Source organism: Streptomyces sp. NPDC090445, from assembly GCF_044769385.1.
GTDB lineage: Bacteria > Actinomycetota > Actinomycetes > Streptomycetales > Streptomycetaceae > Streptomyces.
The window spans coordinates 48,035-67,095 of the sequence record NZ_JBIVXV010000035.1; the positions used below are offsets into that span (position 1 = coordinate 48,035).

A 19,061-nucleotide genomic window follows, 5' to 3' on the forward strand; every position below is an offset into this window, starting at 1 on the left:
GGTTGCCACGCACGAGCGACCCGGGGGCGGAAACCGGCAGCCCAGCGGGCTCGGGCGTCAGAGCGGCATTCCGTAGCAGGTGGCGATCGCGGCGGCGCGGTGGCGGAGGGAGTCGCGCAGCCACTGCGGGGCCAGGGCCTCCGCGCTCGTGGCGAGCTGCCACAGCGCCCATTCGGCGTGTCTCGGATCCTGGAAGGTCACCTCCAGGCGCAGCCGGCCGTCCGCGTCGGTTTCCTCGGCGTGGACGGCCAGCGCGGTGCCCACCAGGTCCTCCCGCCGCGCCGGGTCCAGCCGTACCAGCACGGTGACCTGGTCGCCGCCGGTCCGAAACCGTGTGCTGCGTTCCTGCCAGGCCCGGTCCAGATCGACCCGGTCCGGTCGCTGTGCGGGTTCGGGGAGTTCCTCGGCGGCCAGGATCCGGGACAGCCGGTAGGTGCGGTCCGCGCCGGACCTCGTGGCCAGCAAGTAGCCCTGATCTCGTACGGTGACCAGGCCGATCGGGTCCACCGTGCGCCACTTCGGGGGCTGGTCCACCGCCGCGTAGTGGATGCGCAGCCTGTGTCCGGCGAGCACCGCGCGCCGGACCTCGGCCACCGCGGTGTCGGGCACCTCCTCGGGAACCAACCGGCGCGAGAGGAGGTCGGTCTCCGGGTCGATGAGCAAGCGCTGCGCCGCGCCGGCCGCGATGTCCCGATGGCATTCGGGCAGCGCGTCAACCACCTTGAGCATGGCCGAAGCGAGCGCCGAGCCGAGGCCGAATGCCTGCGCGCCGCGCCGCGATCCGGCGACCAGCAGGGCGAGTGCCTCGTCGTGGTTCAGTCCGGTGAGCTCGGTCTGGAAGCCGGGCAGCAGCTCGAAACCGCCGTGCCGGCCGCGTTCGGCGTAGACCGGGACGCCAGCTGCGGACAGCGCCTCGATGTCGCGCAGCACGGTGCGGGTGGATACCTCCAGCTCGCGGGCCAGCGCGGCCGCGGACAGCCGACCGTGCTGCCGCAGCAGCAGCACCAGCGAGACCAACCGATCGGCGCGCATACGAAAACCCTACGGGAATACACGACACAGGATGTCGTGATGTGTTGCGAGGCTGTACCGGCACCACACAGGCCGATCACACACGAGAGGTGACCCGCATGGCACACGCTTTTGTCAATCCGGACGGTTTGCACGACCCGGTCCCGTTCGGCTACAGCCACACCGCCACCGTCGCCGCAGGTACGGAACTGGTGCTTGTCGCGGGTCAGTACGGATCGGGCCCGGACGGCGCGGTCGTCTCCAACGACTTCGCCGAGCAGGTGAAGCAGACGTTCCACAACATCGGTGTCGCTCTCGCCGCCCACGGGCTCGACCTCGGCCACGTCGTCCAGCTCAGGACGTACGTGGTGAACCACGACATCAGCAAGCTCGGGCCGATCACCGGGGCCCTGCAGGAGGGCTGGGGTACGAAGCCGCCCACGCACACTCTCATCGGTGTCGCGAGCCTGGCTGCGCCTGACGTGCTGTTCGAGATCGAGGCCCTCGCCGCCCGGACCTGACGCGCCGCCGCCCTCGCCCGGGCCGTTCGGCCCGGCGCGGGTGGCGGTCCGGGTGTCATTCGGGGCGGCTGAAGCGGTGGGCGGCCCAGAGCAGGGCGATGGCGCCGGCCGTCAGCAGGACGCCGGCTTCGAGGAGCAGCGGAGGCTGCCGGCCGAACCATTCGATGCCCGCCACGGCCGCCTGGTCGGGTACCCGTAGCGTGATGCTGCGGCGGAGGAGGTCCACTCCGTAGGCGAGCGGATTGGCGGCGGCCAGCGCGTGGGCCCAGCCCGGCAGGTTCTCGAGCGGGAAGAAGCCGCCGGAGAGGAACAGCAGCGGCATCATCACCAGGCCGAGCAGCATGTGGAACACCTCGGCCCGGTGGAGGCTCACGGCCAGGGCCAGGGACAGGGCGGTGATGGTGAAGGAGGCCAGGATCATGCCGGCGAGGAGCAGCGCCAGCAGGAGCGGATCGTAGGGCAGGCCGACTGCGCCGGCCAGGGCGAGCAGAACGGCGCCCTGGACCGCGGCGACGGTGGTGCCGCCGGCGCAGCTTCCCAGCAGCAGGGTGGAGCGGCTGACCGGGGCCATCAGGAGCTCGCGCAGGTAGCCGCTCTGCCGGTCGGTGATCAGACGGATGCCGACCATGATGGCCGGGGTCTGGACCGTCATCATCAGCATGCCGGGGAAGAGGTAGGTCTGGTAGCCGACGCCCAGCGAGGAGGCGGGGATCAGGACGGCCAGGCCGCCGCCGAGGATGAAGAGGTAGAGCACCGGCTGGATCAGCATCAGGGCGGTGTGGGTGGGCTGGGCGGACAGGCGCAGCAGATCGCGGTGGACCAGGGCGTGGACCGCGCGCAGTTCACGCCGCAGGCGGGGCAGCGGCTCACGGCCGGAGCTGTCGGCGACACCAGGGGTACCGGCGGCGTCTGAAGCCTGGAGAGCGGGTGTGGTCACTGGCTGCCCTCGGTTTCCGCCGTGGTTGCTTTCGGGAGAGGGGCGGCCGGTGTCCGGTGGGGCCGGTCGGCGTGCATGCTGCGGCCGGTGTGGTGGAAGAAGACGTCGTCGAGCGTCGGCGGGGTTGCGGAAGCGGCCTGTACGGAGATGCCGTGGGCTTCCAGCGCCGCGCACAGGCGGGGAATCCAGGCGCTGCCGTTGGGCACGCGCAGGCAGACCCCGTCGGTGTCCAGGGTCACGATGCGGCCCGGCGGCGCGATCCGGTGGACGACCTGCCGCGCTGTGGCGTCGTCGCCGGTGCGCAGCACCACCCGGTCGTCTCCGATCGCAGCCTTCAGTGCGAAGGGCGTGCCTTGTGCGACCAGTCGGCCGCCGTCGATGATGGCGAGGCGGTCGCAGTTCTCCGCCTCCTCCAGGTAGTGGGTGGTGACGAAGAGTGTGCTGCCGTGCCGCTCGCGCTGTGCGCGCAGGTGCTCCCAGACCTGGGCGCGGGCGTGGGGGTCGAGTCCGGTGGTCGGCTCGTCGAGGAAGAGGATCCGGGGCGAGTGGAGCAGGCCGCGGGCGAGCTCCAGGCGTCGCCGCATGCCGCCTGACAGGGTGCGTACCAGGGAACGCCGCCGGTCGGTCAGTCCGACCGCGTCGAGCGTCTCGGTGGCGCGTCGGCGGGCGTGGCGGCGGCCCATCCCGTAGAGACGTGCGTGGATGTGCAGGTTCTGTTCGGCTGTCAGGTCCGGGTCCAGGGCGCTGTGCTGGAAGAGCATCCCGACCTGTCGTCGTACCTGGTCCGGCTGGCTGAGCACGTCGGCGCCCGCCACCGTGGCCTGTCCGGCGGTGGGGCGGGCCAGGGCGCACAGCAGGGCGATGGTGGTGGACTTCCCGGCGCCGTTGGGGCCGAGGAAGGCGAAGGTTTCGCCTTGGAGCACGTCCAGGTCCAGGCCGCGAACGGCGTGGGTGGTGGTGCCGTCCGGGCCCGGGTAGCTCTTGACCAGACCGCGTGTGCTGATGGCGTGCACCGGCTCGGCAGCAGACGGTGTGGCGTCGGGGCTCGTGAGGGCGGCTGTCAGGAGGGGTGCCTGAGCGGGAGCGTCGTCACGGGCGTGTGGCTGCATGGTCGGGTCCTCGTCTGCCGGGTGTCGTCCGCGGGCACAGGCGTGCACCGGAGCGAGGCGGTCTGCACCTCCGCTCCGGCCGGGGGGGGGGGGCGGGGGGGGCGGGGGGGGGGGGGGGGGGTGCGGGGGAAAGGAAGAGGAGGGAAGCGGGGGGGGGGGGCGCGGGGTGTGGGCCGCGCGGGGTACCCCCCGCCCCCCCCGCCGGGCGCGGCCCCCGGCCCCCCCCCCGGCGGGAGGTACTGAGCCCTTTCTACCGAAAGGGCTCACTGCCTGGTCAGGCGCAGCTGATGCCGACGCAGACGGTGTTGAGGAGCGTCAGCAGGCCGACGCACTCGCAGGTCGCGGCGAACGGGGCTCCGTCGACGCCGACCGGGTCGGTCTCGGGAAGGGCGTGCAGGTGAGCCAGCAGTTCGAGGTCGCGGTTCTCCATGACTTTCTCCTTCGCTGTTTCTCTGTGAGGTGGCGGCAGGTTCCCTGCCGCTCAGCCCGGCCGCTGGATCATCCAGTGCCGGGAGTCTGTGTGGCGGATCCGCAGGAGGAAGGCCAGGATTCCGGCGGATCCGTCGCTCCAGCTCGTCGAGACGTCCCCGTACTCGTTGGGGAAGACGACGTGGCTGTGGCGGTGGGCCCGTTCGGAGACGATGAGGCGGGCCAGGTCCTCGGCCATCGCGCGGTAGACGGGATCCCCCGTGGCCCCGGCCATGTCGAGGAGGAAGTCACCGTTGCCCGCCAGTCCGTGGCACTGGGTGAGGGCGGCGCGGGAGGCCCGCTCCACGACGGCCTGCGCGGCACGGCGGGCGAGATCGCCGAACCGGTCGTCCCCGGTCGCCTGCCACAGCCGGACCAGGAAGGAACCGATGCCCGCCGAACCGTGGCACCAGTACGGGGCCGTGGGCACGTCCGTGGCCTGGGCCGGCCACTGGGCCGCCCCGCCGACCATCACGGCGTTGGCCGCCAGGTGCTCTCCCGCCGCCACGGCCAGCTCCAGGTGTTCCTGGCGTTTCGAGACGGCTGCGGCGGCGAGGAGGAAGCATCCGATGCCTGACGTTCCGTGCGCGAAGCCCAGGTAGCGTTTGCCGGCCTCCGTGGAAACGGCTTCCGCGGGAACGGGCCAGCTCACGCCGGACGGCTCGCGCTGCGCGGCGGCGGCCAGCCGGTCGGCCGCGTCGACGACGAGTTCGGCGAGGCGGGGGTCGCCGGTGCGGTGCCACAGGTGGGCGGCGGCGAGTCCGCTGCCCGCGGAGCCGTGGGTGATGTCGTGGCTGAGCGTCGGCTCCTGCGGGGCCAGGGCCAGGGCGATCGCGTGGTCCATGAGGGCGCGGTCGTCGACGGCGCGTCCGGCGTCGTACAGCGCCCAAGCGGTTCCGCGGCCGCCGAAGTGCAGGCCGGGGCGTGTGGAGCGGGTGTCCGTGCGGGCCGTGATCCAGTGGCCTGCAGTGGAGATCGGCTCCGGCAGGCGCGGGTCGCCGGTGAGCTCGAAGTACCGTGTCAGAACCGCCAGGACACCGGCCGCTCCCTGCTGCACGGTGCAGGGGTCGGTCTCCCCCGCCATGGTGGACACGGGCCACAGCCGCCGCTCGTCCTTCGGGGTCATCGAATCGACGAGGTGGTCCACGATGCCCGCCACCGCGGCCGGCGTCGCGTCGTGCCACGGTTCCTTCCGGGCCGGCCCGGGGGCGGGGTGGTCCGGGCGCTCCGGCTCCGTCGAGCGGAGGGCCGTACGCGCCCTGGCCGGGTCCCAGCGCTCGGCGGGATCGTCCTTCATCAGCCCGAGGATCATCTCGGGCAGGCCGTCCGGCAGGCGGAACGTACCGGTGCAGGCGGCCAGCCACTCGGCGAGCCGCTGCTCCGCGGCCCTGGTGGCGGGCTCTTCGGGGAGCAGGTTCGGTATCTTCCCGGCGAGGACGAAGCACACGGTGGCGCCGAGGCTGTAGTAGTCGGCCGTCGGGGAGACGGGCGCGTCCGCCAGCCGCTCGGGGGCGCTGAAGCCGGGGGTTCCCACTTGCGTCGGGAGGGCGGTGTCGTCCTTCAGGACGGCGAGTTCCAGGTCGATGAGGCGCAGTTCGCCGTCCGGTCTGACCATGATGTTGCCGGGGGTGAAGTCCCGCAGGACGCAGCCGTGGGCGTGGGCCGCGGCGATGAGGTCCACCAGACGCCCGACCTGGGCCAGTGCGTCGGTACGGTAGCGCTCGCTTCCGGCGTCACGGAAGTGCTCGGCGACCCAGTTGCGCAGGGGGACGCCCGGAATTTCCTCCTGGGCGAGGAACAGGTGACCGCCGTGCTCGAACATCGCGAGCGGCTCCGGTGCCAGTCCCGTGCCCTTGAGCTTCTCCAGCGTCCGGGCCTCGGCGCGCAGCCAGTCGCGGACGTCGGAGCCGGATGCGTCGGCCTCCACGTGCGGCCGGGCTTCCTTGATCACCACGGGTGCGCCCGTGGTGACGTCCGTACCGCGGTAGACGCCGCCCTTGTTCGTGTGCCGGATCGCCTCCCGTACCGAGAAGCGGCCGCCGAGCAGCACCGGGCCGCTCGGCGCCTTCTCGGCACGCGGTGGAACCGGTACCGAAGCGGGGAAGGGGCTGACCGCCCAAGAGGGCTGGGAATACCGGCCGGTGCGCTTGTCCTCCACGGGATTGCCGTCGGGGTCCTCGATGAACCACACCAGCAGGCCCTCGTCCGACAGCCGCTGCCGGCCGACGAAGGCGCCGTAGCGGTAGTGCACCAGGCTGGTCGCGGTGTAGGGCTGGTCGGACAGGATCCGTGGGCCGGCCAGCCCCGCCGTGGCCTTGTGCAGGTCCAGCGCGATGCGGGCCGCGTCGGCGTCGGAGCGCGGGTAGACGGTGATGAACTTGCCCGAGCTTCCCCGTGGCGTGGCACGGGAGTTGAGCGCGCTCACCTTCTCCAGGGACCGGGCGAACTTGAACGCCGACTCGTCCCGCAGCAGCACGTCCAGGGCCTTCACGAGAACTGCCGGTGCGGAGGCGGACGTCGCCGACACGTGCAGCTTCCAGCCCTGCTTGCGCTGCGTCGCGGACACGGGAGTGAGGCGGTACCACATCTCGTCCGCGTCGGCGGTCCAACGCGGGCCCGTATTCGTGGATTGCAGTGCCTGGTGCAACAAACTTTCGAGGTCGGCTTCGGTTGCGTGGCTCGTCATGCGTGTCCCTCTCAACGGTGAGAACCGCTGGTTGGAATAGGCCTTCGGTAGGAAGAACATACAACGCGCGCTTGACGGACGTCACTTGGTTCGGCGAGCGCACGGTGTTGCTGCGCTGCCAGATGGCGCCAACCGGCGCGAAAAGGAGGCGCATGGGGCGTCTGCGGGCGGGAAATACCCCTGTCCGCTCGGTCGTCGGCGGCACGGCTGCGCCACTCCGGAAATGCAAGCAGCCGGGTTCGGTCCGTTCCGGATATCAGAGGGCCTGGCGATATCGAATTCAGGCGGACCGCGGGGTCATACCGCCACCGGCTCCGCCGGAAGGATCTTCACACTCGGCGGCGACCAGCGCCGTCCTCAGCTCCACCATCATCCAGTCCCTGATTTCGATTCGAGCGGTGAAATGAGCGCGAGCAACGGCTGCGGCCACGGCGAAAACTATCCGTGCGGGCTTCCGCCGTACAGCTTTCCTCCTGCCCCGCCCGCGGTAAAGGGTCTGATTCCGCCGCGATGCCAACCAGGGAAGGTGCGTGATCCAATACACGACGCGGTCGCGATCAGCCACCTGAGCTGCACCCATCGAAGAAGTTTAAGAATGAACAAATTGCCGATGATTGCTCGGGGTTGACCGAAAATGACGAACTGGACTTTCAGATTTCGAGCAAAAATTCGATGGCCGTCCCGATGTCCGCGCGGCGTTCCTCTGCCGCTGACGCCCGGCCGCGGGATCCTGGAATCCCAGGACCCCATCCGACCCGCACCGGTCCCGGCCTCGCCATCGGCACAGACAAGGAACGCCATGATCGTCGACTGCGCCCACTACCGCGACGGGCGGCGCCAGCAAGAGGGCCCGATGTCGCTGGAGCGGGCGGCCGCGTGCTGCGAGCAGGGCGGTTTCGTCTGGCTGGGCATCTTCGAACCCGGTCCCGAAGAGATGGACAACGTACGCCGGAGCTTCGGCCTGCACGAACTGGCCGTCGAGGACGCCCGGGCCTCCCACCTGCGGCCGAAGGCCGAACAGTACGAGGACGGCACCGAGCTGATCATCCTCCGCACCGCCCGCTACGACGACGAACGCGAGGAGATCGACACCGGGGAGATCAGCATCTTCCTCTCCGAGCGCTTCGTGATCACCGTCCGCCAGGGCATCGCCAGCGAGCTGCACGGTGCCCGCAGTCGGCTCGAACGGCGCCCCGAACTGCTGCGTGCCGGCAGCGCCTCGACCCTGTGGGCCATCCTCGACCAGGTCGTCGACAGCTACGCCCCGGTCGTCGCCGAGCTCGACCGCGACATCGAGCAGATCGAGGCGACGGTCTTCTCCGGGGCGGTCGCCCCGACCGAGCGGATCTACTTCCTGCGCCGCGAGGCCACCGACTTCTACCGCGCCGTGCACCCGCTGCTCGCGGTACTCGCCCGCCTGCTCAAGCCCGGCAGTGCGCAGGCCGAGCTGCTGCCGTACTTCCACAACGTGCACGACCACCTCCTGCTGGTGAACGAGGAGGTGGCCGCGCAGCGCGACCTGCTGGCCACCGTCCTGGAGGCCAACATCGCGGTGATTTCCGTCGAACAGAACAAGATCAACCTGCGGCAGAGCGCCACGATGGAGCGGCTCACGATCCTCGCGACCGTCTTCCTCCCCCTGTCCTTCGTGGTCGGCTTCTTCGGCCAGAACTTTCCCTGGCTCGTTGCGCACATCAGCGGCTTCCCGGCGTTCCTCGTCCTCACGGCGCTGGGCTTGGTGCTGCCCTGCCTGGCCCTCTTCCTCTGGCTCCATTACCGCCGCCGCCGGGATGCACCCCCGCCTCCCCTCCCGCACCAGGGCCCGGGGCCGGGCCGGCGGTAGCGCTCCTCCCGCCCGCATCCGTCCCCGTGTCAGTCCCTGAGCAGCAGGAACACGACGGCCAGTACGACAGCCAGGACCAAGGCCGCAACCCCGTAGACCACGCGGTGGTCGCGGAGCCCCGGGATGAAGTGGTCCAGTGCGAAGCGGCCGGGGCCCGTGACGGCCAGGGTCGCCGCAGCAGCCGTGATCAGGATTTCGAACTCGATGCCCTGCTGGCCGATCACGTCGCCGGCCCATTTCACCGCGATGGCGTTGATCATGACTCCGACGATCGCGGCGCCGGCCAGCGGGGTGAGCAGACCGAGCACCAGGCCCAGGCCGCCCAGGGTCTCGGTGAGACCGGCGACCAGGGCCATGGTCGTGCCGGCCGGGTAGCCGCCCTGCTCGAAAAAGCGTCCCGTGGTCCGGATCCCGGGGCCGTCGAACCACCCGAACAGCTTCTGAGTGCCGTGGACTGCCATGATCAGGCCGAGCACGAGGCGGAGCAGGGGCAGGCCGACGTCGTACGGGGTCGTCGTGCCGGACGGGGTGCGGGGAGCGCGGTGGATGGGTGCGGTGGGCATCCTGACACCTTCTGTGGTGTGTGCGTGTGGGGGAAGGGAAGGCGGGGATCGGGAGCGCCCTCGGTGGTGTCATTCGGTGTCGACTCACTCGGTGTCGACTCACTCAGCGTGATGCCGGCCGGGGCGGAATCCGCGCCGCGCGCGTGAGCCGGCCGGCCGCCCCGGCCGCACGGCGAAGGGCACACGCGACGCCAAGGGCACACGCGGCCCGATTGCCCGGGCGCGGTACGGCTCCCGGACATCTGGCGTGCTCCTGTGCGGTCAGCCCTCGACCGCGGCCACGCGGCCGGTGCGAACGGCCGCGACGAGCGCATCGTAGTCCCGCTGGTTCTGGTCCGCGTACGCCTCCGCGAATGCGACCAGCGCCCGGTCGAAGGAGTCGACGGTGCCGAGGTAGGCGGCGATGGCGACGGGGTCGCCGGAGCGCGCGTGGGCCCGGGCAAGCGAGAAGCCGCAGGCCCGCGCGAGCAGTTGCAGGCCCTCCGGGCGCATGTTCTCCGTCTGGGCGCCGCCCTTCCAATCGTAGAGCTGCCGGAGGTAGAAGTCGCGGCGTCGGCCGTCGATGCCCGTGACCCGCTCCCAGCCCAGGAAGATGTCGCTGGCGGCCTGCATCAGCCGCTGTCCGGCCACCACGCGGTGTCCCTGGTTGTCGTACGCGGTGGGCGCGGTGTACGGGGCCAGTACGGATTCCCCGGCTTCCTTGGCCTGGAGGAGCAGCGGGTCGTCGTCGTCACGGCCGAGCAGCAGGATGATCCAGCAGCGCGTGCCCACGCTGCCGACGCCGACCACCTTGCGGGCCATGTCGACGACGTGGAAGCGCCCGAGCAACTCCCGGCGTTCGCTGGACAGGCTCTGCCCGTACGCGTCGAAGAGCCCGCGCACGGCGGTGTCCTGGTCCGTCGGGCCGGACTCGGCCAGCAGGTCGGACAGCGGGACGATCAACGGCGGGCTGGGGGCGATCCGGAGCTTTCCGTCGACCCGGCGCGTGAGTCTGGCGAGCGCCCGCAGGTGGTCCTTGCCGCGGGCCTTGGCGAAGAGTTCATCGGTGCGGCGCAGCAGGCGTTCGCCGCCCTGTGCGGCGAGCTCGCGCAGCGCGGCGGCCTCGTCCTGGGCGTACCAGATGTCGAGGATGCGCATGCCGGCGAAGCGTTGCATCCGCAGCCGGTACGCCGATACGGCCTCGCGTACCGCGGTGGCCCGGTCGCGCGCGGTGAACCCTCCTTCGCGGCCCGCGACCGCGAGGCTGGCGGCGAGCCGTTTGACGTCCCACTCGAAGGGACCGGGGTGCGTCTCGTCGAAGTCGTTCACGTCGAAGACGAGGGACCGCTCGGGTGAGGCGAAGAGACCGAAGTTCAGGAGGTGGGCGTCACCGCACAATTGCGTCGTCAAACCCGTGTGGGGTACCGCGCCGAGGTCGGCGGCCATGACCGCCGCCGCCCCGCGGTAGAAGTGGAACGGCGATGCGAGCATCCGGCCGTAGCGGATGGGCACCAGCTCCGGCACCCGCGTCGCGGACTGCGACCGGAGGACTTCCACCGGGTCGGGTCGCGCGCTCCCCGGCTCGTACCGGGCGTGCTCCGAGCGCCGCAGGCTCGCACGTGCGGCCTTCCCGCGCGCGGCGCGTTCGTCCGGTGTGAGCACGCTGTTCCAGGGGGCACTGGATGTGGTCACGGTGCCGCCTCCTCTTCCCTGCCCTTCCCGGCCCAGGCCGACGCCTGCCCGGGTTCCGTCGGGCGGGCGTCGCATCCTTTCCCGGCGCCGTGAGCGCTGCGCTTCCATGGTCACGTCCAGCGGCCTTGATCGCCATGCGGGCCGCCCGGGCCCGGCGGCGATGCGGGCGCCCGAGAGATCGGCTGTGCGGTCAGCCGGCGATCTGGTCCCCGTCGGGTACGTCCTCGACCGTGACGAGGCGGCGGGGCAGTTCGAGCCCTCGTGACACCGCATCGGCAAGGCCTTCGGGGTCCGGGTGTGCCGGGTACGGCGGCTGTCCGTCCTCGCCGTAGGCCTCGATCGCCTTCACGAAGTAGCTCGGATGCCAGGCGCCGACCGCCCCCTTGACCTGGATCGCGGTCACAGGGCGATGGCCGACGCGGTGTTTGAGGGCGGCCAGGATCTCGTCGGATCGCAGTTCTCCCGGTACCTGGAACAGGCTGGCATGGGCACCGACGAGACCGCCGTCCTGCAACCGCACGGTGACGGTGAGGCAGCTGGTGACGCTCGGATAGGTGATCACGCCACCGGGTGCGACCTCCTTGACCTGCCCTTCCGTAACCGTCGCTTTGCCGGGTGCCGCCGGACCACCGGTCACCGCCCGCGATGCGGTGAACGTGGTCCCGTAGGGGGAGCCGTCGGCTGCCGTACCGGGTGAGGCGAGGGCCACGACGCCCACCAGGGCAACGGCGAGGCCGGCCATACCGCGCTTGAGTTCGATCACAAGCCGTCATTCTCCTTCATCAGCCTTTGTGTTCGGCCCCGCGGTCGCACGTCTACATGATCACTACAGTCTCGGTATGACCACACAAGACGACTTGCTCATCGACCTGATCAACCGAACGGAGATGGAAGGGGGAGGTCCACGCATCACCGTCGTGGCGCACGGCGCGGTCATCACCGGTCGCCTCGCGCCCCACCGGCGCTGGGCAACGGACCTCGCCGAGCGGCTCGGCGATGCGGGCCTGCCCGACGAACGATTCGCCGCGGACTTCGCCCGGGAGGCCGGGGAGATCCCCGATTACCCGCCGGCCTTCCTCCACCTGCAGGGCTGCCAGCTCATCTCCGGTGCCAGCAGCCTTCCCGCCGCCCTGGGCGAGTCCTTCCGGCTCCCGCTCACCGCAGTCAGCGCCTGGAGCGTGGGGTGACGGCCGTGATCGGCCCCACCCCGCCGCGGGCGGTCTCACGCCGGCGGTGTCGACCAGGGGGCCGTGCGGAGATCGGTGGCGGTGCGGCGTTCGCGTACGACGGGGGGTTCGTCGGCCGCCTTGCCGACCGCGAGCATCGAGACGATCGCCCATCCCGGGTTCGGGCGCAGTTCCTCGGTCAGGGCTTCGAGGTCGAAGGCGCGGAACTGGTGGGTGGCCAGTCCCATCGCCTGGGCTTGGATGCTCAGGTGGGCGACGGCCTGCCCGAGGTCGTAGTCGGCGAATTCGGAGTAGAGGAGGGTGGAGTCGTCGACGTGGCGGCGGGCGAGGGTGACGAGGAGCAGGCCCGCGTCCTTCGCCCACCGGGAGGAGCTGGGTGCGAGGTGGGGCAGCAGGCGCATGTGGTCCGGCTCGCCGGGCCTGGCGGGGAGGAAGCCCCAGGGTTGTGAGTTGCCGGCGGAAGGGGCCCATCGGGCGGCTTCGAGGAGCAGGTGGAGGGTGGGATCGTCGACGATGCCGGACGGATCGAACGTGTAGGGGCTGAAGCGGTCGGCGAGGAGGGGGTGGAGCCGGTCGGGCCGGCCGGGATCACGAGACATGTCCCGTTCAACCGTGCGTGTCCGTGATCCATTTCGGCCCCGTCCGCAAAGACGCCGGTCGGACGACCTGAAGCCGTTGTTGCGCGGCCGGAGTCCCTACGGCCCCGGCCTCCGCTGACTCAGCCCGCTCCCGGCCGTGCATCGCGGTCCCCGCCGACGCGGGGCAAGTCGGGTGCAAGTGGCCTGCAACCGGGGTCCGGAGACTGAGTGTCATGACCACCCCGAGTGACACTTCCGACTCCACCGCCCACCCCTACACCCGCGAGATGGCGATGATCCACCAGGTGTTCCGCCGCGAGTCGCGCCTGCTGGCCGAACTGGTCCAGGACGTGTGTCCCGCCGACATCGCCCGGGCCCGGGTGCTCGCCGAGCACTGGCGGCAGTACTCCGTCGGCTTGCACGCCCACCACACCGGTGAGGACGAGATGCTCTGGCCGGTGCTGCTGCCCCACCTGGACCTCGATGCCGAGCAGGTCCTGGCCATGGAGGCGCAGCATCGCGAGCTCGACGAAGGGATCGCCGAGGTCCAGCGGCTCATGGACCGGTGGCAGGCACAGGCCCTGCCCGCCGACCGCGACGAGCTCGCCGAGGCCCTGCGCACGCACCACCGGCAGCTGTGCGCCCATCTCGACGAGGAGGAGCGGGAGGTCATGCCCCTGGTGGCGCTCCACGTGAACGAGAAGCAGTGGCTGGCGGTCGGGGAGCGGGGCCTCGCCGAGACGCCCAAGAACCGACTGATGATCGCCCTGGGCGCCATTCTGGAGGACACCTCGCCCGAGAAGCGTCAGGAGTTCCTCGCCCGGCTGCCCGTCCCGGCCCGGGTGCTGTGGAAGCTCCTCGGACAGCGCCAGTACCGCCGCGAGACCGCCCGGATCCGTGGCCGGCGCACCACCGCCTGACGTGCCCTCCCGCCCGGCCGCCTGTCCCGGGGCCGGCACCGATCTACCCGACCCGCCTCGCGGGGCCTGCACCGATCTGCCCGACCCGCCCGTACCGATCGAGGAGCCTTCACCCATGCGCATCGGATTCTCCGTCCCCCAGTTCGGCCCGTTCGCCGACCCCGACCGCACCGCCGCGATGTGCACGGCGCTGGAGGCTCTGGGCTGCCACAGCCTCTGGGTGGCCGACCGGCTCCTGGCGCCGCTCACCCCGCCCGACGGCTACCCCGGCGGGACGATGCCCGCCCGGTACGGCACCCACCTCGACCCGCTGCTCGCCCTGAGCCTGGCGGCCACGGCGACCGAACGGGTGCGTCTGGGCAGCAGCACGCTCAACGCCCTGTGGCAGCCGCCCCTCGTGCTCGCCCGGGCGCTGACCACCCTCGACCTGATCAGCCACGGCCGCCTGGACGTGGGGATCGGGCTGGGCTGGATGCGTGAGGAGTACGAGGCCGCCGGCGTCCCCTGGCGGGGCCGCGGCGCGCGGCTCGAAGAGACCCTCGACGTACTCGATGCCGTATGGCGGTTCGATACGGTCGTCCACACCGGCCCGCTGTGGAAGATCCCGGAGTCGACCGTCCTCCCCAAACCCCTCCAGGACCCGAGGCCGCCGGTCCTGCTGGGCGGGTTCACCCCGCCCGCCCTGGAGCGGGTCGGCAGGCGCGCCGACGGCTGGCTCGCGGCGTCGATGCCGCTGCCGTACGTCCACGGTCTCTGGGCGGTCGCGGTCGAGGCCGCCGAACGGGCGGGGCGGGACCCAGGGGAACTGCGGCGGGTGTTCCGAGTGAACCCGGACATCACCGCGACCGAGGCCGACCCCGCGGAGACCCATCACCGCGGGACCGTGCGCCAGATCTGCGACCACCTCAAGGCGATGTGCTCGGCGGTGACCGACGAGGTGCTCGTCGACCTCCAGCTGACGACGGACTCACCCGATGAGTACCTCAACCTCGCGGCGGCCTTCCTGGCCGAACTCAACGAGCCCTCCCCTCGCCGGCTGCGCCCTGTCTGAGCGGCTGCGGGCCTTCGCCCCGGCACCGGAGGGCGAGCCCTGACCACGTCCGGAGAACCCATGGCGAACCGTTCGGACCGGTTCCCGACCCGCTCCTTCATCAAGAACGTCCACAGCGGCACCCGCCGTCTACGATGTTCCTGTCATGATCACAATGAAGGTGCTCGGCTCGTTCGGGGTCGAGGTCGACGGCCACCCGGTCGATGCGGGAGGCCGGCTCGCCCGGATGGTTCTGGTCCAGCTGCTGCTCGCCCGTGGGGCGGTCGTGCCCACGGAGCAGATCATCGAGCGGTTGTGGCCGACACGCGTTCCGTCGAGCGCCCAGGCGTCTCTTCACGCCTACATCGCGCGCCTGCGGCGCGTCCTCGAACCGGAACGCGCCCCGCGCACGCCTGCGCGACTGCTGCTCAGCGCGCCCTACGGCTATGCCCTCGCCCTGGAGCCCGACGCAGTCGACGCCTGGGTGTTCGAGGGCCGGGTGCTGGCCTGCTCGGCTCCGGAGTTGCCCGCCCGCGTCGCCGCCGAGGGCCTGGCCGAGGCGCTCGCGTCGTGGGGCGGACAGCCGTACGCCGAGTTCGCGGACGAGCCGTGGACCGCCGGCGAATGCGCCCGCCTGGAAGAGGTGCACCGCACCGCCCGCGAACGGCTCGCCGCGGCACGGCTCGCGGTCGGGCAGGCCGCACGGGCCCTCGCCGACGCGGGCACGCTGACCCGGGAGCAGCCGCTGCACGAGGAGGGCTGGCGGCTGCTGGCCCTGGCACTGTGGGCGCGCGACCGCCAAGGCGACGCCCTGGCCGCGCTGCGGCAGGCCCGGCACGTCCTCGGCGAAGAGCTCGGCGTCGAGCCCGGGCCCGCCCTGCTGGAGCTGGAGCAGGCCCTGCTGCACCAGCGCCTGGACGTCCTCCACCGGGCAACCGGGGCAACCGGGGCATCCGCCACGGCCACCGGGCCCTCCGGGCAGGCCGTCGCCGCCGCGGGCACACGGGACCGGAGGCCGGCTGTTCCCGCCGGCGGCGGGACGCCGACGTCGCTGGCGGCGGACCGGCTCCTGGGCCGTGACGAGGACCTTGCCGGGCTCGCCGCCGCCGCGGACCGGGCCCGGGGCGGCCGGGCGCAGGCGGTCCTGATCTCCGGTGAGGCCGGGATCGGCAAATCGAGCCTCCTGGAGGCCGCCGTCCGTCAACTGCCCGAACAGGGCTGGCTGGTCGGGTCAGGGCAGTGCCCGGAGACCGACGGCGCCCCGCCCGGCCGGGCCTGGTTCGACATGCTGCCGGGCCTGGAGCGGGACGCGCCCCCGGGCCCGTACGCCGAGGAGCTCGCCCCCCTGCTGGCTCCGGGCACGGAGGGCGACTCCGGGCAGCCGGACGGCAGTCCGGCCCGGCGCTTCCGACTGCACAGGGCGCTGCTCGGCTGGCTGCGCGACACGGCGCTGCGGCGGCCGCTCGCGATCGTGCTGGACGACCTGCACCGCGGTGACCAGGAGAGCATCGAGCTGTTCCTGATCTGTGCCGAGCAGCTGCGCGACCTACCGCTGCTCCTGGTGGGCTCGTACCGCACCGGCGAGGGCGATCTGACCGGGGCGCTGGCCCGCTTGGCCGCCTGCGAGCCCGTACGGCTGCCGCTCGGCGGGCTGTCGGACGCCCAGGCGAAGGAGCTGCTGCGGCGCGGCGCGGCCGCCATCAGTGATCACGCCGCGACGGCCCTCGCCGAGCGCGCCGGGGGCAACCCCTTCTACCTTCGCGAGAGTTCGCTCCTCCTGGCCGGTGAGGGCGAGGACCAGGCGCTCGCCCGCGTCCCGCAGGGCGTCCGGGACGTACTGCGGCGACGGCTGGCCCTGCTCGCGCCGATCGTCACGGCCGGACTGCGGCTGGCGGCCGTCGCCGGACGCGAGGCCCCGGTCGCCCTCCTCGTCCACGCCGCGGACAGCGACACCGAGCAGCTCCTCGACGCCCTCGACGCGGGAGTCACCGCCGGCCTGCTCACCGAGCCGCGACCGGGCACGGTCCGCTTCACGCACGCCCTCGTACGGGACGCCCTGGAGGGGGATCTCACACGGCTGCGGCTGGCCCGGATGCACTCCCGCCTGGGCCGGGCACTGATCGCCCTCGGCTCGGACGACATCGCCGCCACCGCCCACCACCTCCTGCGGGCGGCCGCGGTCGTGACCGCCGACGCCGGGCCCGCGGTCCACTACGCCCGGCTGGCCTGCGAGCAGGCAGTGCGCCGCTACGCCCCGCAGAACGCCGAGGCGCTGCTGAACGCGGCCCTCGGCCTCCTCGCCCACCATCCGGCCGCTTTCGCCGACCAGGACGCGGCGTTGTTGCGGGTGACGCTGCTGGGACAGCTGGTGGACTGCCGGATCCGTATGGGGGCCGTGGTACCCGCCCGCGAGGCCCAGGAGCAGGCCGTACGGGTGGCTCGTGCGGAGGGCCGGGCCGACCTGCTGACCGCCGCCTACACGACGTGGACCGAGCCGACGCCCTGGCGCGTCCGCCCCTACGCGGCGTCCGACCCCGCGGCCGTCGAGGAGCTCGGGGAGCTGCTGAAGCACCCGGGGCTGGCCGACCGCCAGCGGTGCCTGCTCCTCGACCAGCTGTCCGACGCGCTCGACGACACCGATCCCCGTGCCGTGGCCGTGGCGCGGCAGGCCGTGGAACTCGCCCGGGGCGTGGGCGAGCCCCGTCTGCTGGGCCTGACCCTCACGTCGCTGCTGCGCAAAGTCGACGGCGAGCTCGAACCCGCCGCCTACCTGGAGCTCCACCGAGAACTCGCTGACGTGGCCGACGCCCAGGACAGCCCCGAGTACTCCTGGATGAGCGTCTACGTCGCCGCCCGGATCGCCGCCGGCCGCAACGACCCGGCGGAGATGGAGCGGTGCCTCGTCCGAGCGGACGAGATCGCCCGCCGGTACGAGCTCCAAGGCGCGTTCGCGGTGGCCAGGCTGCGCCATCCCATGCTCGCCATGGCACAGGGCCGGTTCGAGGAGGCGGAACAGGCCCTCGGGACGGCGGTCGCGGAGCTCCGCGCACGGGGGGCGGTGGATCTCAGCGGGCTCGCCGCCCTGGGCATCGGCTGCATTCGCCTGCAGCAACGCCGGCTGGACGAGATGTTGCCCGTGCTGCTCGCAGTGTGGGAGCAGTACAAGCCGCACAACGAAGCCCTCGCCGCACTCGCACTGCTCGCCGCCGGCCGCCCCGAAGAGGCCCGGGAGATCTTCGCGCAGCGCGTGCCCCTGCGGCGCGACTTCGCCTACCCCATCCTGGCCGGGCTGCGCGGTATGGCCGCCATCGTCTTCCGTGACGGGGCGGCCGCCGCCGAGGTCTACGAGGACCTGCTGCCGCTGCACGAGCTGGCAGGCGGCGCGAGCAGCCTCAGCCTCGTCCTGCGGCCCGTCGCACAGACCCTGGGCGAACTGGCCCAGTTCCTGGACCGCCCCGAACAGGCCCGGCGCCACTACCGCGAAGCCGCGCGGGTGGCGGCCGCATGGGACTCGCCCCTCTGGGCGGAGGCAGCGCGGGCCGGGTTGGCCGGACTGCCGCCGGAGGTCATCGGGTGTGCTGAAGGCTGTGGCGGCCGTGGCTCTGCGCACGGGTGACCGGACGGCCTCGACGGGGTTGAGGCCACCCGACGACAACCCGCACACATCAGTGACCCGGTTCTGATGTGACCAGGGCAGCCCCATGGAGCGAGTCACCTCAGAGGCACGCGCATCTCACTCGGCGCGACCGAGTGAACGTACGACGCGAGCCGGGTTCCCGACGGCCAGGACGCCCGCCGGGAGGTCCTTGACGACCACGGAACCGGCGCCGACCACGGTGTCGTCGCCGATGGTGACACCGGGGCAGACGATGGCGCCGCCGCCCAGCCACACGTTGTCGCCGAGGGTCACCGGCAGGCCACGCTCCCACCCGGCCCGCCTGAGGGCAGGGTCCAGGGAGTGCGTGGGGGTCAGCAGCTGGACGTTCGGGCCGATCTGGGTGTCCGCGCCGATGCTGATCGGCGCGGTGTCGAGGAAGACCGCGCCGAAGTTGACGAACGTGCCGGCGCCGATCCGGATGTGGCGGCCGAAGTCGCAGTGGAAGGGCGGTCGGATCCGGACCCCGTCGCCCACCGAGCCGAGCAGTTCCCGCAGGACGGCATCACGCTGCTCGGCCGACAGCGCGGCCGGCGCGTTGTTGTACTGCGCGCACAGCTCGACCCGGCGCAGGGTGTCGGCTGCGAGTTCGGGATCGTCGGGGCGGAACCACTCGCCGGCCAGCATGCGCCGCTGGTTCTCTCCCATGCGGGCGACCTCCGTTCCACAGCGCATGGACATGCGCTCGCGCCTGCAGGTACGGCCCACGCTCTCGGAGCAACGGACGGCAGTCAAGACCGACACCGGTGGTCACACAGCCCGGCTCCACCGGGAACAGGCCCTGGCCCCCGTTACCTTTCTCGTGGCCCCGAAACGGGGCGCCTGGCCCCCGGGCCCGGTATGGCTGTCTGCCCCCTGTCGAAGGGATGACCTGGGGGGTGT

At 72.0% G+C, this 19,061-nt stretch carries 16 protein-coding genes; 6 read left to right on the forward strand and 10 right to left on the reverse strand.

From position 1 onward, the window contains the following. Positions 1-57: 57 nt before the first annotated feature. The gene (locus tag ACIQUT_RS36015) at positions 58-1,032 is read right to left on the reverse strand and encodes a helix-turn-helix transcriptional regulator (protein ID WP_403569383.1); all 975 of its coding nucleotides are present in this window, start codon (positions 1,030-1,032) and stop codon (positions 58-60) included. 98 nt (positions 1,033-1,130) lie between these two features. On the opposite strand from ACIQUT_RS36015, the gene ACIQUT_RS36020 reads away from it, so the two are divergent. Then, the gene (locus ACIQUT_RS36020; protein ID WP_403569386.1) at positions 1,131-1,532 is read left to right on the forward strand and encodes a RidA family protein; all 402 of its coding nucleotides are present in this window, start codon (positions 1,131-1,133) and stop codon (positions 1,530-1,532) included. Between the two features lie 55 nt (positions 1,533-1,587). Here the strand turns inward: ACIQUT_RS36020 and ACIQUT_RS36025 are convergent, their stop codons facing one another. From ACIQUT_RS36025 to lanL, 4 genes are all read right to left on the reverse strand, one after another. Continuing rightward, positions 1,588-2,385, reverse strand: a complete 798-nt coding sequence (locus ACIQUT_RS36025; protein WP_403569413.1) for an ABC transporter permease — start codon at positions 2,383-2,385, stop codon at positions 1,588-1,590. 80 nt (positions 2,386-2,465) lie between these two features. Beyond that, positions 2,466-3,578: an ATP-binding cassette domain-containing protein gene (locus tag ACIQUT_RS36030; protein WP_403569389.1), complete on the reverse strand. Its 1,113-nt coding sequence runs from the start codon at positions 3,576-3,578 to the stop codon at positions 2,466-2,468. 274 nt (positions 3,579-3,852) lie between these two features. Next, positions 3,853-4,008, reverse strand: a complete 156-nt coding sequence (locus ACIQUT_RS36035) for a VenA family class IV lanthipeptide (RefSeq protein WP_167350579.1) — start codon at positions 4,006-4,008, stop codon at positions 3,853-3,855. A 51-nt stretch (positions 4,009-4,059) separates the two neighbouring features. After that, positions 4,060-6,732, reverse strand: a complete 2,673-nt coding sequence (lanL, locus tag ACIQUT_RS36040) for a class IV lanthionine synthetase LanL (protein WP_403569391.1) — start codon at positions 6,730-6,732, stop codon at positions 4,060-4,062. 799 nt (positions 6,733-7,531) lie between these two features. Here lanL and ACIQUT_RS36045 point away from each other — a divergent pair. Then, entirely contained in the window at positions 7,532-8,575 is a 1,044-nt protein-coding gene (locus tag ACIQUT_RS36045; protein WP_403569393.1) for a magnesium and cobalt transport protein CorA, read from the forward strand. Between the two features lie 29 nt (positions 8,576-8,604). Here the strand turns inward: ACIQUT_RS36045 and ACIQUT_RS36050 are convergent, their stop codons facing one another. From ACIQUT_RS36050 to ACIQUT_RS36060, 3 genes are all read right to left on the reverse strand, one after another. Beyond that, complete coding sequence (locus ACIQUT_RS36050; protein ID WP_403569394.1) at positions 8,605-9,138, reverse strand: DoxX family protein; 534 nt, start codon at positions 9,136-9,138, stop codon at positions 8,605-8,607. Between the two features lie 261 nt (positions 9,139-9,399). Next, positions 9,400-10,809 (reverse strand): DUF2252 domain-containing protein, encoded by a 1,410-nt coding sequence (locus tag ACIQUT_RS36055; protein WP_403569396.1) that lies wholly within the window; start codon positions 10,807-10,809, stop codon positions 9,400-9,402. A 190-nt stretch (positions 10,810-10,999) separates the two neighbouring features. Continuing rightward, a complete protein-coding gene (locus ACIQUT_RS36060) occupies positions 11,000-11,551 on the reverse strand; it encodes a hypothetical protein (RefSeq protein WP_403569398.1) in 552 nt (183 codons plus the stop codon). Positions 11,552-11,648: 97 nt separating this feature from the next. On the opposite strand from ACIQUT_RS36060, the gene ACIQUT_RS36065 reads away from it, so the two are divergent. After that, positions 11,649-11,996: a hypothetical protein gene (locus ACIQUT_RS36065; RefSeq protein ID WP_403569400.1), complete on the forward strand. Its 348-nt coding sequence runs from the start codon at positions 11,649-11,651 to the stop codon at positions 11,994-11,996. A 35-nt stretch (positions 11,997-12,031) separates the two neighbouring features. Here ACIQUT_RS36065 and ACIQUT_RS36070 read toward each other — a convergent pair whose 3' ends face one another. Further along, positions 12,032-12,595, reverse strand: coding sequence for a nitroreductase family protein (locus tag ACIQUT_RS36070; protein WP_403569401.1), 564 nt, complete (start codon positions 12,593-12,595; stop codon positions 12,032-12,034). A 212-nt stretch (positions 12,596-12,807) separates the two neighbouring features. Here ACIQUT_RS36070 and ACIQUT_RS36075 point away from each other — a divergent pair, with 212 nt between their 5' ends. The 3 genes from ACIQUT_RS36075 to ACIQUT_RS36085 all read left to right on the forward strand — a co-directional run bounded on the left by ACIQUT_RS36075 (position 12,808) and on the right by ACIQUT_RS36085 (position 18,140). Beyond that, a complete protein-coding gene (locus ACIQUT_RS36075) occupies positions 12,808-13,494 on the forward strand; it encodes a hemerythrin domain-containing protein (RefSeq protein ID WP_403569403.1) in 687 nt (228 codons plus the stop codon). 115 nt (positions 13,495-13,609) lie between these two features. Beyond that, positions 13,610-14,545, forward strand: coding sequence for a TIGR03619 family F420-dependent LLM class oxidoreductase (locus ACIQUT_RS36080; protein ID WP_403569405.1), 936 nt, complete (start codon positions 13,610-13,612; stop codon positions 14,543-14,545). A gap of 145 nt (positions 14,546-14,690) precedes the next feature. Continuing rightward, a complete protein-coding gene (locus ACIQUT_RS36085; protein ID WP_403569407.1) occupies positions 14,691-18,140 on the forward strand; it encodes a BTAD domain-containing putative transcriptional regulator in 3,450 nt (1,149 codons plus the stop codon). A 117-nt stretch (positions 18,141-18,257) separates the two neighbouring features. Here ACIQUT_RS36085 and ACIQUT_RS36090 read toward each other — a convergent pair whose 3' ends face one another. Beyond that, entirely contained in the window at positions 18,258-18,827 is a 570-nt protein-coding gene (locus ACIQUT_RS36090; RefSeq protein WP_403569408.1) for a sugar O-acetyltransferase, read from the reverse strand. Positions 18,828-19,061 lie beyond the last annotated feature (234 nt).

Excerpts from the sequence above, each read along its gene's own strand:
- ACIQUT_RS36015 (WP_403569383.1), bottom strand. The coding sequence starts at position 1,032 with ATGCGCGCCGATCGGTTGGTCTCGCTGGTGCTGCTGCTGCGGCAGCAC.
- ACIQUT_RS36080 (WP_403569405.1), top strand. The coding sequence starts at position 13,610 with ATGCGCATCGGATTCTCCGTCCCCCAGTTCGGCCCGTTCGCCGACCCC.
- ACIQUT_RS36035 (WP_167350579.1), bottom strand. The coding sequence starts at position 4,008 with ATGGAGAACCGCGACCTCGAACTGCTGGCTCACCTGCACGCCCTTCCC.
- ACIQUT_RS36065 (WP_403569400.1), top strand. The coding sequence starts at position 11,649 with ATGACCACACAAGACGACTTGCTCATCGACCTGATCAACCGAACGGAG.
- ACIQUT_RS36090 (WP_403569408.1), bottom strand. The coding sequence starts at position 18,827 with ATGGGAGAGAACCAGCGGCGCATGCTGGCCGGCGAGTGGTTCCGCCCC.
- ACIQUT_RS36020 (WP_403569386.1), top strand. The coding sequence starts at position 1,131 with ATGGCACACGCTTTTGTCAATCCGGACGGTTTGCACGACCCGGTCCCG.
- lanL (WP_403569391.1), bottom strand. The coding sequence starts at position 6,732 with ATGACGAGCCACGCAACCGAAGCCGACCTCGAAAGTTTGTTGCACCAG.
- ACIQUT_RS36075 (WP_403569403.1), top strand. The coding sequence starts at position 12,808 with ATGACCACCCCGAGTGACACTTCCGACTCCACCGCCCACCCCTACACC.
- ACIQUT_RS36050 (WP_403569394.1), bottom strand. The coding sequence starts at position 9,138 with ATGCCCACCGCACCCATCCACCGCGCTCCCCGCACCCCGTCCGGCACG.
- ACIQUT_RS36030 (WP_403569389.1), bottom strand. The coding sequence starts at position 3,578 with ATGCAGCCACACGCCCGTGACGACGCTCCCGCTCAGGCACCCCTCCTG.
- ACIQUT_RS36070 (WP_403569401.1), bottom strand. The coding sequence starts at position 12,595 with ATGTCTCGTGATCCCGGCCGGCCCGACCGGCTCCACCCCCTCCTCGCC.
- ACIQUT_RS36060 (WP_403569398.1), bottom strand. The coding sequence starts at position 11,551 with ATGGCCGGCCTCGCCGTTGCCCTGGTGGGCGTCGTGGCCCTCGCCTCA.
- ACIQUT_RS36045 (WP_403569393.1), top strand. The coding sequence starts at position 7,532 with ATGATCGTCGACTGCGCCCACTACCGCGACGGGCGGCGCCAGCAAGAG.
- ACIQUT_RS36085 (WP_403569407.1), top strand. The coding sequence starts at position 14,691 with ATGATCACAATGAAGGTGCTCGGCTCGTTCGGGGTCGAGGTCGACGGC.